We start from the raw sequence: 13,333 nt of genomic DNA, 5'->3' as shown, positions 1-13,333 counted from the left end.
TGGATATCAGGATGCAGCCAGCGCAGGCGCCGAACCTTGCGGCGTTGCCTGCCGTGCTTGTGCCGACTGGGCCTGTGCCTGGGCCTGCTGTTGTGCAGCCTGGTTCAAGGCAGCAATGACCTCGTCGCGCGGTCCGAAGACCTGCTGCAGCCCGTCGCGCAGCACCAGCATCTTGTCGGCCACGGCCAGCACGCTGGTGCGGTGGGTCATGATGACGAAGGTGGTGCCGCGCGCCTTGGCCGCCTGGATGGCATGCGCCAGCGCCGCATCGCCCTGTTCGTCGAGACTGGAATTGGGTTCGTCCAGCACCACGAACACCGGGTCGTCGTACAGTGCGCGGGCCAGCCCCACACGCTGGCGCTGGCCACCCGATAGCCGGGCACCATCGGAGCCCACGGGGTTGTCGTAGCCGTGCGGCAGGGACAGGATGAACTCGTGCAGGCCGACCGCGCGGGCTGCAGCTTCCACCTTGACCATATCGACCTTGCCAAACCGGGCGATGTTCTCGGCCAACGTGCCCTCGAACAGTTCCACGCCTTGGGGCAGATAGCCCATGTACGGGCCCAGTTCCGCCTTGTTCCAGGTGTACACGTCAGCGCCGTCGAGCCGCACCTTGCCCCCGGCCGCAGGCCACAAGCCCACCAGCAAGCGGGCCAGTGTGGTCTTGCCCGAGGCCGATGGCCCCACCACCACCAGAACTTCGCCGGGATTCAATGCGAAAGCCACTCCGCGCAGGATATGGGCAGGGTTGCCAGGCGCCGATGCAATCAGTTGCTCGACCTGGAGCGCGCCCCGCGGTGCAGGCAGGGCCATGTTCACCGAAGCAGCAGGCAGGGCTGTCAGCAACTGGTCCAACCGCATCCAGGCATCCCGCACGTTCACAACCGTCTGCCACTGCGTCACCACCTGGACCAAAGGGGCCAGCATGCGCCCGCCCAGGATGGACGCGACGATCATCATCCCCGCGCCGCCATTGAGTTCGTTGCGCAAAAGCAGCCAGGCACCCAGCCCCAGCAGCAGCGAACTCAAGGTGTTCTGCACGAACTTGGAGAGCGCCTGAAAACCGCCTGCGCGCTCGGATGCCAGCGCCTGCAGGCGCAGGAAATCGCGCTGCTTGTTCTGCCAGCGCTTGTGCGTGTCGCGCAGCATGCCCATGGACTCGATCACCTCGGCATTGCGCAGGGCGCCGTCGGCATACTGCTGCGCAGCAATCGAGCTGCCATTGGCCTGCATCAGCGGCGGCTTGGTGGCACGTTCGTTGAACCAAGCCACGATCACCTGCAATACCCCGAAGGCGAGCGCTGCCCAGCCCAACACCGGGCTGATCATGAACAGGAGCACCATCATCACCAGTGCGATGGGGGCCTCCATGACGGCCAGCAGTGCTGGGGAGTACAGAAAGTCGCGCACCATCCGGAAGTCATTCAGCGGCTGCTGGGACCCCCCGGGCAGGCGCTTGAGGCTGGCTTCGAAGATGGCGCCGAAGACACGCCCGCTCATGCGGTGATCAAGCTCTACGCTGGCAGAGCGCATCACCTCACTGCGCGCCCATTCCAGCACCTCCATCAGCACGTAGGCCCCCAGCACCAGCAGCGTGAGCATCACCAGCGTAAGGTGGTTGCGCGTGTTCACCACCCGGTCATAGACTTCCAGCATGTACACGGAAGGCGCCAGCACCAGCAGACTGGAGAAGACGCTGAACCAGCCGGAGCGCACGAAAAAGGGCCTCAGCGAGGAAATCGCCTGACGCAGTTCAGAGGGAGGGAGGTTGGGTTTCATACTGTCTCGTGGACCATGATGTATTCGGGGATCTCGCCGTCGGGCATGGCCTGGTCGGGCGCTGGTGCAGCGCCGTCGGACTCGCTGCCCAGCAAAAAGGACAGTTCATAGACGCCGTCGGCCCGCTGCGACAGGACGATCTCGCGCAGCTTGCGTTCGTGAAAGCTCGCCTCGTCCTCCGGACGCAGCGCCAACTCGAAGCGCATGCGCCCATCCAGCGTGAACATGGACAGCTGCCCGCCCTTGACGCTCAAGGTGTGGCGGTCGAAATACACCGGGCAGGTGTCTGCGAATTGCAGCAGGGGCAGCGGCTTGTCGCCCAGCCGCGCAAGATTGAAAGGACTGGCAGGGTGCTGAAAAATCAGGCGCCCGGTGCGGGACACCGAATAGATGGCGTTGCACACCATTTGCGAACCCATCTCGGGAAACTGCTCGCGCAACTGCCTGTACGTCAGGTGATGCAGCGCCACCCGGTTCCACACCCGCGTCTGCTGCACGACCGGTGCCAGCGCATTGCAGACGTTGGCAAATCCCGTCTGCAATGCACGCAGCCGCCCCACCTGGTCGGGCGTGGCGTTGAGCGGAATGCGCAGGAGGGAATTCATATAGGAAGCGGAGTGTAGCAGTTCCTATATGAATTTTTCTCCCCAAACCAAAGGCACTCGCCGTGCCGGAGTGACCTGAATCACAGGCAGTAGAAGATGCAGCCCAGGCACACGCCACCCTGGGCGAAGAAAACCCAGCGTCAGGGCATCGAGCGACCGGCGTGGTCAGACGTAGTCGAGCCCCCGTGTGCTCAGCCCCACCAGGTCGATATGGGCTGCATTGATGTCCAGGTTGGCGACGGCCACCGTGAACGACGCATTGGTGTAGGCACCCGATCTGATCAGGCCGGCAAGCGACTGCACCGTGGCGGCGTCTGCCGACGCCCCCACCACGTTGCCGAACAGCAGCGCCGCTACCTGCTCCGGCGTTGCCGAAGCACCCAGCACCGCATTCAGGCCCAGCTGCGCAAGTTGCAGCTGCGACGTGCCCGAATCCACCACACTGAGCACTGCCCCCACAAGTTCGCGGCTGCCCAACCCTGCCGGACCGACCAGCGCCCCCAGCAGGCGCGCCGTCGTGCCCGCCGCACCATCAAGGTCCAGCGCCACCGAGCGGTCCGAAAAGCGCACGCGCTCGATCTGCAGCAAGGTGTCGGTACCGTCGCGGCCCGCAGTGCCATCCACCAGTTGCCAGCCACCATCCTTGCGGGCGAGCGAGTAGCCGCTGCGAGCGCCGTGGGCCACCAAGGTGTCCACACCTCCCGCACCGTTGAATGTCTCGCTGGCCTGCGTGCTGGTGAACACGTCCGGCCCCGCAGTGCCGCTGGGCTGGCTGGCGAAGGTCAGCGTCGGGCCGTTCGTGGAATTCATGCCCCAGGCACCGCCCAGGCCGTCGCGCCCGTAGATCCAGTCCAGCGCCAGCAGATCGAACGCCTGGAACGTGGTCTTGTAGGGGCCGGCATGCGTATACGACATGACGGTGTTGTTGGTGTTGTCCTGCGCCGATGGCAGCGGCCGCGAGGAGTCGAACGGGTGCGCCAGCCCCAGCGCATGCCCTACCTCGTGCAGCAGCACCTCGTAGCCGGCACCGCCCGCCGTGGGCTGGTTGTTGATGCCGGCATGCTCCACGTTGTCCAGGTACACCACCGACTCCGCATTCAGCTGGGTCAACGTCTGGCTGCCGTTGTAGCTGTAGTTGTAGAACGTCGATGCCAATCCCGCCGTCGATGCACCCGGGATATTCGTGGCCACGAAATGGAGGTCCGCCTGGGCCGAGCTGCCCACCTCTGTGAACACGATGCCCGTGACCGCCGCCGCATGCTGCAGTATCTGCCGGGTGGCCTGCTGCTGCGCTGTGTTGAATGCTGTGATCGAGCGCCCCGCATCGGAAGCCGCCACGCTGCCGGGACTCGCGTCAAACGTGTAGTACAGCACCTTGCGGCCATCGGGGAAAAAGTTCCACGGCGACGGGTTGTCCAGCAGGGCATCGGCCTGCGGGTTGCCTGAGTACACGATGCGCTGGAGATCGGAGACGGTGGCCATGGCGGGGCTTTCTTGCGGGCGGCCATCTCCTTCCAAAACCGCCCCAGCCCGCCGTGAAGCAGGTCGCAAGTCAGTGGGGAAAGGCAGGATCTGGCCGCAGGGTGAATCGCTGCACCACTGTATCACCGGCGCCCACACGCCGTTGATACAGAAAACCAATGATCACCATCCGATGGTGCAGCGAAGTTATCACCCACCGGAGTGCAGACCACCAAAGCAAACGCCGCCCATCCGCAAGGCGGATGGGCGGCGTGAATGCGGTTTTCGGTGCCTTACTTGCCAGCGGGCTTGTCGGCAGAAGGCTTGCCCGGCTGCGGCACAGCCTGGCGAAACAGGTTCTCCAGATCTGCGCGTACCTTTTGAGGATCAAGACCGGAGGGCGAAGGCGTAGGGGTTTGGTTCGGTGTGTTCATGCGCTTACGTTATCACCGGCACCAGCGGTGCTGCCGCATTAACCCTGCAAATGTCTCTGCTAAAAAGGCACTGCGGCGCGTGAGCCAGGCTCGTACACGGGGCAAAAAAAGCAGGGCCGAATTCCTTGAAAACTTCGCCGACATTACCCCAATCGCTATCAAAAGCATTGCAAACCTGGCGAAAAACCACATGGTTGCGAAGAACAATCTGTCACCCCTCAGACAATCGCGACGCAATGCAAAAAGCCCCGGCACCTTGGGCGCCAGGGCTCGAATTGGGCAGGGTACGGACATTTCAAACACCTTGCGGCGCCTGCCCGCCCCGGCTATTTCACCAGATTACGGAACACTGAAGGGCTCTCGGCCTGGCCCAGGCCGGTGCCTTCGGCGATCGGCAGTTCGCGGGCCACGCTGCTCGACGATACGTTCGCCATCACCGAATTGACCGGCGCCACGCCCACCGACCCATCGGCCAGCACCGTCAGCTCATACACCGTCCAGACATTGTTGGTGCCGGTATAGGGTGCAGCCGGGGGCGTGAAGGTATAGGCCTGCCCATTGGAAAGCTCCAGCCGCACATTGGCATTCGACGTACCCAGGTTGCCCGAGCCCGAATAGTGGTGCACCGAATAGCGGTACACGCCCGGGCGCAGCGCGGTGGCCGCGCTGGCCGTGGGCGGGCAGGTCACCGTCTCCGGGCCATAGGACGAGATGTCATCCACATCGAGCGCGCACATGTCGCCGGATGTCTTGGCGCCAAAGTACACATGCCAGCGCGAGTTGGCGCTGGCAGCAGGGCCCGTCAGATGCGAATCCAGGTCGCGCGGGTTCTCACCCCAGGTCAGGATGGTGCGGAACTGGCCGGCGGCCAGTCCGCCCGCGCTGCCGCTGGCTGGCGAAAGGGCCACCGCCACCTGGTTGGGGGCGGAACAGTTGAGCAGCACCGTCTGGTTGGCGGGCGAGTAGTTGGGCGCCGTCGTGGTCACGGTGAAGAAGCCTTGCGCCAGCCCCGCGAAAGAGGCCACGCCCTGCGCATTGGTGGTGGCCGAGCGCGTGCCCAGGGTCACCGACGCATTCGCCAGGGGCTGGTTCGCGCCCCGCAGCGCGTCGAACACCGTCACCTGGGCCGTGGCGCACTGCACCGAGCCCGACCCGCCGGTCTGCTGCAGACCCACCGGCACCAGGTGCAAGGTGGCAGGGTCGAAGCGGAACAGGATGTTGTAGTTGGACTCCACCGTGGTCGTGGTGCCCGGCTGCTGCGGATTGGGCACCGGCACCAGGAGGCGCAGATTCTCAAGCAGTACATCCGTCTGATTGACGCCCGCGCCGCGGGTGCCGGAGAAATCGATGACCTGCGCCTGAGCGCCAAGCGCCAGGACTGCGGACGCGGTGACGACGGCGCAACGCGCCCAACGGGCAATGCCGTAGGTGTTCATGAAACCTGCCTCTCGTTGAATGGACCGCGGAGCGTAGGGGATAACCGCCGCCGCGCCAAATCACCATCAATGCGCAAAAGAACACTTTTACGAGCATTAAACCGACAAAGCGTGAAAAATTTCGCGCAAACCGCCATTTTTGCAGCGCGGCCTGTTTCAACTTGATGGATGAATCAACGATTGGGAACAATTTTGTGGGCGTCGTCCGAGCCCCCCTCCAAAAAACCGGAACTACGAACGCCAAAAACCTGCGCCGCTATTTTTACAAAGCACTTGCTTGCTAAAAATAAAGCGTTTTGCTATCGTGCGAAGCATGGAAACCCCCGTTGTCCGGCGCAAACGTCCCCCGCTCCCCCGCCCCCCTGAAGCCCCTCCCACGCCTGCCGCCCGCATCCGCAAAACCGCCGTCGCGGCGGCAGAAGAACCACGGCGCCCACGCGGCCGCCCGCGCAAGACCGCCGAAGAAGTGGATGACGGCAACCGTCGCCGCAAGCTCATGGACGGCGCGGCCAAGCTATTCCTGACCAAGGGCTTTGCGGCCACCACCACACGCGACATCGCTGCGGCGGCGGGCATGCACAGCGGCTCGCCCTTCTACCACTTCGAAAGCAAGGGCGCCCTGCTCCACGCGGTCATGAACGAAGGCATGGTCATGGCCCTGCAAAGCCAGCAGCAGGCGATGGCCGCCCTGCCCGCGGGTGCCACGCCACATGAACAGCTGCGGGTGCTGATTCGCCACCATTTCGAGATACTGCTCGGCCCACGCAGCGGTTTCATCCCGGTGATGCTGTACGAATGGCGCTCGCTGACGCCCGCGCAGCGCAAGGGGATCGCCCGCGTCAAGGACGCTTACGAGGCCGCCTGGATGCCCACGCTCGACGCCCTGTCACGGCAGGGCGCACTGCAGGCCACCCCAGGCGTGGCCCGCCTGTTTCTTTTCGGCGCACTGAACTGGGCCGTGCAGTGGTTTGCCCCCAAGGGTGGCAAGTCGCTGGACGAGCTGACCGGCGAGGCGCTGGCACTGTTCATACGGGAGGCCTGAGCCATGTACCAGAGCGTGTTCGCACCCGGCCTGTTCGCGGGGAAGGTGGTGATCGTCACCGGCGGCGGGTCGGGCATAGGCCGCTGCACGGCGCACGAGCTGGCCCGGCTGGGTGCGCAGGTGGTGCTGGTCGGGCGCAAGGCTGACAAGCTGCAGGCGGTGCAGGCCGAGATCGCGGCCGACGGCGGGCAGGCCTCCTGGCATGCCTGCGACATCCGCTCCGAAGAGGCCGTGGCCATTGTGGTGCAGCAGGCCCTGGCCGAGCACGGACGCATCGACGCGCTGGTGAACAACGCGGGCGGCCAGTTCATGGCACCGCTGGCCAGCATCTCCGCCAAGGGCTGGGAGGCGGTGCTGAACACCAACCTCACCGGCGGTTTTTTGATGGCGCGCGAGTGCCACCGGCAGTGGATGCAGGCCCAGGGCGGCAGCATCGTCAACATCGTGGCCGACATGTGGGGCTCCATGCCGGGCATGGGGCACAGCGGCGCCGCGCGCGCCGGCATGGTCAGCTTCACCGAAACCGCTGCGCTCGAATGGGCCGGCAGCGGCGTGCGCGTGAACGCGGTGGCGCCCGGCTACATCGCATCGAGCGGCATGGACAACTACCCACCCGCCGCCGCCGACATGCTGCGTGCCATGCGCCACACGGTGCCCCAGGGGCGCTTTGGCACCGAGGCCGAAGTCTCTGCGGCCATCATCTTTTTGCTCAGCCCCGCGGCCAGCTTCATCAGCGGCACCACCATGCGCGTCGATGGCGCACGCCCCCAGGCGCGCCTGGGCTGGCCCATGCAGGTGCCCGATGCGCCCACCCAGCAGCGGCCTGCCGTGCGGCCATTCGAGGGCTTTCACCGCGCGCAGGTGCCGCGCGTGTTTGCAGAGCAGCAGCAACAGCTACCGGAGGCAGCGCCATGACGGCTTTCGCCTCGCGGTTCAATGCCTCCGCACCCGACGTACAGCGGCGGCGCAGCACCCAACTGGCTCGGCTGGACGCCCTGCGCGCACTCGAAGACCGCGCCGCGGCTGCCTCGGCCCGCTCGCAGCCGCAGTTCGACAAGCGCGGCCAGTTGCTGCCGCGCCAGCGCGTGGCGCTGCTGCTCGATGCCGGCACGCCCTGGCTGCCACTGGCCACCCTGGCGGGCTACCTGCAGGACACGAAAGACCCGGCCAGATCAGTCCCGGGGGGTGGCATCCTCGCCGGCATCGGCATGGTGTCGGGCGTGCGCTGCATGGTGGTGGCCAGCGACTCGGGCATCGAGGCGGGCGCCATCCAGCCCATGGGCCTGGACAAGATCCTGCGCGTGCAGGAGATCGCGTTGCAGAATCGCCTGCCTTTCGTGCACCTGGTCGAAAGCGCGGGCGCCAACCTCATGCGCTACCGGGTCGAGGGCTTCGTGCATGGCGGCAGCCTGTTCCGCAACCTGGCGCGGCTGTCGGCGGCCGGCATTCCTGTGATCACCGTGCAGCATGGCTCGGGCACGGCCGGCGGGGCTTACATGCCCGGCCTGTCGGACGTGGTGATCATGGTGCAGGGCCGCTCGCGTGCCTTCCTGGCGGGGCCGCCCTTGCTCAAGGCTGCAACGGGAGAGATCGCCACCGAGGAGGAACTGGGCGGCGCCGAGATGCACACCAGCGTCTCGGGCCTGGGCGAGTACCTGGCACTGGATGACCGCGAGGCCATCGGCATGGCGCGCGCCATCGTCGAGGCATCAGGATGGGCAAACCCTGCTTCAACGTCAGCGGCTCCAGGCCCGACCCTGGGCGCAGATGACCTGCTGGCCCTGATGCCCGACGACCTGCGCCAGCCCGTGGACATGCGCGAGGTGGTCGCGCGCATCGTCGATGGCTCCGATCTGCTCGAATTCAAGGCGCGCTACGGCATGGCCACCGTCTGCGCGCAGGCGCGCATCGATGGCCGCCCCGTGGGCTTCATCACCAACAACGGGCCCATCGACGTGGCGGGTGCCAACAAGGCGGCGCACTTCATCCAGTGGATGTGCCAGTTGGGCCACCCCATCGTCTACCTGCAGAACACCACGGGCTACATGGTGGGCAAGGACAGCGAGCAGGGCGGCATGATCAAGCACGGCAGCAAGATGATCCAGGCCGTGGCCAACGCCACGGTGCCGCAGATCACCATCCAGTGCGGCGCCAGCTTTGGCGCGGGCAACTACGGCATGTGCGGGCGCGGCTATGCGCCGCGTTTTCTGTTCAGTTGGCCCGGTGCCAAGACGGCCGTGATGGGCGGCGAGCAGGCCGCACGCACCATGCAGATCGTGACCGAGGCAGCGCTGGCGCGCAAAGGCATCACGCCCGATCCGGCCGAGTCGCAGGCCCAGTTCGACAAGATCGTGGCCATATTCGAGGCCCAGGCCGATGCCTTCTACACCAGCGGCCTGCTGCTGGACGACGGCGTGATCGACCCGCGCGACACCCGCGCCGTGCTGGCCCTGTGCCTGGCCACCTGCGCCGATGCACAGGCGCGCAGCCTTCACCCCATGCAGTTCGGGGTAGCGCGCATGTAGGCCCCCTCCTTTCCCCTTGCACTGGTCCACACAAAAATCAACGGAGACAAACCATGCAGTTCACGCACGAGCACCGCGAGATCCAGAAGACGCTAAAACGCTTCATCGACGAGGAGATCAACCCCCATGTGGACGAGTGGGAGGCGGCCGAGATCTTCCCCGCGCACGAGGTCTTCAAGAAGATGGGCAAGCTCGGTCTGCTGGGCCTGTGCAAGCCCGAGGAATACGGGGGCTCGGGCCTGGACTACTCCTATTCGGTGGCCATGGCCGAGACGCTGGGGCATGTGCATTGCGGCGGCGTGCCCATGGCCATCGGCGTGCAGACGGACATGTGCACCCCGGCGCTCGCGCGCCATGGCAGCGAGGAGCTCAAGCGCGACTTCCTGGCCCCGGCCATCGCAGGCGATATGGTGGGCTGTATCGGCGTGAGCGAACCTGCCGCGGGCAGCGATGTATCGGGCATCAAGACCACCGCGCGCAAGGATGGCGACGACTATGTGATCAGCGGCCAGAAGATGTGGATCACCAACAGCCTGCAGGCCGACTGGATGTGCATGCTGGTCAACACCGGCGAAGGCCCCGTGCACCGCAACAAGAGCCTGGTGATGGTGCCCCTGCGCGACGGCCCCGGCGGCCAGCTCACCAAGGGCGTGGAGGTGGCGCAGAAGATCCGCAAGATCGGCATGCACAGCAGCGACACGGGCCTGCTCTACTTCGACGAGGTGCGTGTGCCGCAGCGCTACCGCATTGGTGCCGAAGGCCAGGGCTTCATCTACCAGATGCAGCAGTTCCAGGAAGAGCGGCTGTGGTGCGCTTCCAGCACGCTGGAGGCGCTGAACAACTGCATCGGCTGGACGATCGAGTGGGCGCAGGAGCGCAAGCTCTTTGGCGGCGCGCTGGCCGACCAGCAGTGGGTGCAGTTCAAGCTGGCCGAGCTCAAGACCGAGGTGGAGGCCCTGCGCGCCCTCACCTACCGCGCCTGCGAGCTCTATGTGGGCGGGCAGGACGTGCTGGAGCTGGCCTCCATGGCCAAGCTCAAGGCCGGCCGCCTGAACCGCGAGGTGCCCGATACCTGCCTGCAGTTCTGGGGCGGCATGGGCTTCACGCTGGAAAACAAGGTCTCGCGGATGTACCGCGACGGGCGCCTGGCCTCCATCGGCGGCGGGGCCGACGAGGTGATGCTGGGCATTCTGGCCAAGACAATGGGCATTGCCAAGCGGCCCTCGGCTCACTGAAAGCAGGCCCGAGCATGCACGACGCCCTGCTGATCGACCGCGCGCCGCTGGGTGCCGGCCTTTTTTGCGAGACCTGGACCCTGAACGACCCGGCCCGCCGCAATGCGCTGACCGATGCCCTGGTGGACGCGCTGCTGAACGCCTGCACGCGCGCCCAGAGCGATGCCGCGCTGCGCGGCGTGGTGCTGCGTGGTGCGGGCGGGCACTTCTGCGCGGGTGGCAGCCTGGGCGGCTTTGCCAAGGCCATCGGCCAGCCGCTCGATGCCAGCGTGCCCGACCCGCTGGTGCCGTTGAACCGCCGCTTCGGCGCCTTGCTGCAAGCGCTGTGCGGCCTGCCCCAGTGGCTGGTGGTGGCCGTGGAAGGCGCGGCCATGGGCGGCGGCCTGGGCCTCGCCTGCTGCGGCGACCTGGTGCTGGCGGATGCGGGCGCCCATTTCGGCGCGCCCGAGGTCACGCTGGGGCTGGTGCCCGCGCAGATTGCGCCGTTCGTGGTGCGGCGGCTTGGGCCGGCAGCGGCCCGGCGCTGGCTGCTGTCGGGCGCGCGCAGTGGGGCGGCTGCCGCGCTGCAGGCGGGGCTGGTAGATGAAGTCATCGAGGGCGCGATGGATGACGCTGTGCAGGCCGCCGTGCAGCGCATGGCCACTACCGCACCCCAGGCTATTGCGGCCACCAAACACCTGTTGCTGCAGGTGCAGAGCGCCCTGCCGCTGCCCGCCCTGCTCGACGATGCCGCCCACCTGTTTGCCCGCGCCTTGCGCGGACCGGAGGCGCCAGAAGGCCTTGCCGCCTTCACGGCCCGCAAGGCACCGCCCTGGAGCCCTGCGGCATGAAAAAAATACTGATTGCCAATCGCGGAGAGATTGCCAGGCGCATCGTGCACACAGCACACGCCATGGGCATCGCCACCGTGGCCGTGTACTCCGACCCCGATGCCCAGGCTTTGCACGTGCGCGAGGCCACCCAGGCCGTGGCGCTGGGCGGCAGTGCCAGCGCCGACAGCTACCTGCGTATCGACAAGCTGATCGCAGCCGCGCGTGCCACCGGCGCCGATGCGGTGCACCCAGGCTATGGATTTCTCAGCGAGAACGCCGGGTTTGCGCAGGCCGTGGTGGATGCGGGACTCACCTGGATCGGCCCACCGCCCGCAGCCATCCGCACACTGGGCAGCAAGGCCGGCGCCAAGGCCCTGGCCCAGGCGCAGGGCGTACCCTGCCTGCCCGGCTACGCGGGCAGCGACCAAAGTGACGAGCGCTTTGGGGCAGAGGCTGAGCGCATCGGCTTTCCCCTGATGGTGAAGGCCGTGGCCGGCGGCGGCGGGCGAGGCATGCGGCTGGTGACCGATGCCGTTCAACTGCCCGCCGCATTGGTCAGTGCCCGCTCCGAAGCGCTGGCGGGCTTCGGCAATGGCGACCTGCTGATCGAGCGCGCACTGCTCAACCCGCGCCATGTGGAGGTGCAGGTGTTCGCCGATGCGCATGGCCACTGCATCCACCTGGGCGAGCGCGATTGCTCGGTGCAACGGCGCCACCAGAAACTCATTGAGGAATCGCCGAGCCCCGCCGTGGATGCCGCGCTGCGCGAACGCATGGGTGCCTGCGCCGTGGCACTCGCTCAAGCGGCAGGGTACGTGGGCGCGGGGACCGTGGAATTTCTGCTCGACGAAGGAACCCCGAATCAGCCCGGAGACTTCTTCCTCATGGAAATGAACACCCGGCTCCAGGTGGAGCACCCGGTGACCGAGGCGCTCACGGGCCTGGACCTGGTGGAGTGGCAGATCCGCGTGGCGCGTGGCGAGCCGTTGCCGCTGGCGCAGCACCAGGTGGCACTGCAAGGCCATGCCATCGAGGTGCGGCTGTGTGCGGAAGACGCGCAATTCACGCCGCACACAGGGCAGGTGCTGTACTTCGCCGCGCCCCCGGCGACGGCATTTGAGCGCGCCGCCCTGGGCAGGTTGCGCTTTGACCATGCGCTGGAGCAAGGCACCGAGGTCACAACCCACTACGACGCCATGCTGGGCAAGCTCATCGTGCATGCCGCCACGCGCGGCGAGGCAATCGATGCACTGGTGCGTGCGTTGGAGGGGACAACCCTGCTCGGGTTGCCCAGCAACCGCGCCTTTCTGGCAGCCTGCCTGGGCCACCCGCAGTTCCGCGCCGGGCAGGCACGCGTGCCCCTCCTCGCGCACGAGGGCGATGCACTGCGCGCCGCACTGCGCCTGCAAGAACAGGCAGCTTTGCTGCCCAGTGCCATGGCCGCCTTGTTCTCGCCCCGCACCACCTCCCTGCCCTGCAGCTTTGCGCGCCCCATGCGGCTGCGCCACCAGGGCGATGTGCTGCCGCTGGCCGTGCGGGAGCTGGGCCCTGGACAGCTGCGCGTTGAACAACAAGGTGGCGAGCCTGAATCCGTCGGCATGCACCTCACGCCGCTGCCCGACGGGCGCGTGCAATGCGCCGTGGAGGGCGTGACACACGCCGTGCGCACGGCGGCAGTGGGCCCGCAACGATGGCACTGGCAAGCCGGCGGCGTGGATGGTTGGGTGGAAGACGCCTCGTGCGAACCCGCCGCACGCGCAGGCGCGGCAGGCGGTGCCAACGAGCTGCGAGCCCCCTTCAACGGGCGCGTGGTGGCAGTGCCCGTGTCCGCTGGCGAGGCCTTGCAGGCAGGTGCCACGGTGGTGGTGCTCGAATCCATGAAGCTCGAACACAGCCTGGCCTGCCCGACCGCCACCACGGTGGTCGAGCTGCTCGTGGCGCTGGGCCAGCAGGTGGCGCCAGGCCAGGTGCTGGCGCGCTTTGAGGTGAAGGAGGCATGAGCCC

Annotated in this window: 10 protein-coding genes; 6 read left to right on the top strand and 4 right to left on the bottom strand. The window is 66.7% G+C overall.

Going from position 1 to position 13,333, the window contains the following annotated elements:
* Positions 1-6: 6 nt before the first annotated feature.
* The 4 genes from QYL93_RS18915 to QYL93_RS18900 form a co-directional block, all read right to left on the bottom strand.
* Positions 7-1,779 carry a type I secretion system permease/ATPase gene (locus QYL93_RS18915; protein ID WP_305745090.1) on the bottom strand — a complete coding sequence of 591 codons (1,773 nt, stop codon included), beginning with the start codon at positions 1,777-1,779 and terminating at the stop codon, positions 7-9.
* Positions 1,776-2,384 carry a hypothetical protein gene (locus QYL93_RS18910; protein ID WP_305745089.1) on the bottom strand — a complete coding sequence of 203 codons (609 nt, stop codon included), beginning with the start codon at positions 2,382-2,384 and terminating at the stop codon, positions 1,776-1,778. The genes QYL93_RS18915 and QYL93_RS18910 overlap by 4 nt, the downstream gene beginning before the upstream one ends.
* Before the next feature lie 165 nt (positions 2,385-2,549).
* Complete coding sequence (locus tag QYL93_RS18905; protein WP_305745088.1) at positions 2,550-3,866, bottom strand: M12 family metallo-peptidase; 1,317 nt, start codon at positions 3,864-3,866, stop codon at positions 2,550-2,552.
* 739 nt (positions 3,867-4,605) lie between these two features.
* A complete protein-coding gene (locus QYL93_RS18900) occupies positions 4,606-5,715 on the bottom strand; it encodes a carboxypeptidase regulatory-like domain-containing protein (RefSeq protein ID WP_305745087.1) in 1,110 nt (369 codons plus the stop codon).
* Positions 5,716-6,028: 313 nt separating this feature from the next.
* Between QYL93_RS18900 and QYL93_RS18895 the strand changes: the two genes are divergently transcribed.
* From QYL93_RS18895 to QYL93_RS18870, 6 genes are read left to right on the top strand one after another with little or no spacing between them, the layout of a single operon-like run.
* Complete coding sequence (locus QYL93_RS18895) at positions 6,029-6,757, top strand: TetR family transcriptional regulator (protein WP_305745086.1); 729 nt, start codon at positions 6,029-6,031, stop codon at positions 6,755-6,757.
* A 3-nt stretch (positions 6,758-6,760) separates the two neighbouring features.
* Positions 6,761-7,672 carry an SDR family oxidoreductase gene (locus QYL93_RS18890; protein ID WP_305745085.1) on the top strand — a complete coding sequence of 304 codons (912 nt, stop codon included), beginning with the start codon at positions 6,761-6,763 and terminating at the stop codon, positions 7,670-7,672.
* On the top strand, positions 7,669-9,282 hold the full coding sequence (locus QYL93_RS18885; protein ID WP_305745084.1) for an acyl-CoA carboxylase subunit beta: 1,614 nt from the start codon (positions 7,669-7,671) through the stop codon (positions 9,280-9,282). Before QYL93_RS18890 ends, QYL93_RS18885 begins: the two co-directional genes overlap by 4 nt.
* A 53-nt stretch (positions 9,283-9,335) precedes the next feature.
* Entirely contained in the window at positions 9,336-10,517 is a 1,182-nt protein-coding gene (locus QYL93_RS18880) for an acyl-CoA dehydrogenase family protein (RefSeq protein ID WP_305745083.1), read from the top strand.
* A 14-nt stretch (positions 10,518-10,531) separates the two neighbouring features.
* Positions 10,532-11,347 (top strand): enoyl-CoA hydratase/isomerase family protein, encoded by an 816-nt coding sequence (locus QYL93_RS18875; RefSeq protein WP_305745082.1) that lies wholly within the window; start codon positions 10,532-10,534, stop codon positions 11,345-11,347.
* Positions 11,344-13,329 carry a biotin carboxylase N-terminal domain-containing protein gene (locus QYL93_RS18870; RefSeq protein WP_305745081.1) on the top strand — a complete coding sequence of 662 codons (1,986 nt, stop codon included), beginning with the start codon at positions 11,344-11,346 and terminating at the stop codon, positions 13,327-13,329. The genes QYL93_RS18875 and QYL93_RS18870 overlap by 4 nt, the downstream gene beginning before the upstream one ends.
* Positions 13,330-13,333 lie beyond the last annotated feature (4 nt).

Source organism: Acidovorax sp. A1169 (assembly GCF_030704685.1).
Classification (GTDB): Bacteria; Pseudomonadota; Gammaproteobacteria; order Burkholderiales; family Burkholderiaceae_C; genus Acidovorax.
The sequence above is the reverse complement of the archived record's forward strand: the minus strand, read 5'-3'. Positions and strand labels throughout refer to the sequence as shown.

Coding starts and splice junctions, on each gene's coding strand:
- QYL93_RS18915 (WP_305745090.1), bottom strand. CDS start 1,779: ATGAAACCCAACCTCCCTCCCTCTGAACTGCGTCAGGCGATTTCCTCG.
- QYL93_RS18910 (WP_305745089.1), bottom strand. CDS start 2,384: ATGAATTCCCTCCTGCGCATTCCGCTCAACGCCACGCCCGACCAGGTG.
- QYL93_RS18905 (WP_305745088.1), bottom strand. CDS start 3,866: ATGGCCACCGTCTCCGATCTCCAGCGCATCGTGTACTCAGGCAACCCG.
- QYL93_RS18900 (WP_305745087.1), bottom strand. CDS start 5,715: ATGAACACCTACGGCATTGCCCGTTGGGCGCGTTGCGCCGTCGTCACC.
- QYL93_RS18895 (WP_305745086.1), top strand. CDS start 6,029: ATGGAAACCCCCGTTGTCCGGCGCAAACGTCCCCCGCTCCCCCGCCCC.
- QYL93_RS18890 (WP_305745085.1), top strand. CDS start 6,761: ATGTACCAGAGCGTGTTCGCACCCGGCCTGTTCGCGGGGAAGGTGGTG.
- QYL93_RS18885 (WP_305745084.1), top strand. CDS start 7,669: ATGACGGCTTTCGCCTCGCGGTTCAATGCCTCCGCACCCGACGTACAG.
- QYL93_RS18880 (WP_305745083.1), top strand. CDS start 9,336: ATGCAGTTCACGCACGAGCACCGCGAGATCCAGAAGACGCTAAAACGC.
- QYL93_RS18875 (WP_305745082.1), top strand. CDS start 10,532: ATGCACGACGCCCTGCTGATCGACCGCGCGCCGCTGGGTGCCGGCCTT.
- QYL93_RS18870 (WP_305745081.1), top strand. CDS start 11,344: ATGAAAAAAATACTGATTGCCAATCGCGGAGAGATTGCCAGGCGCATC.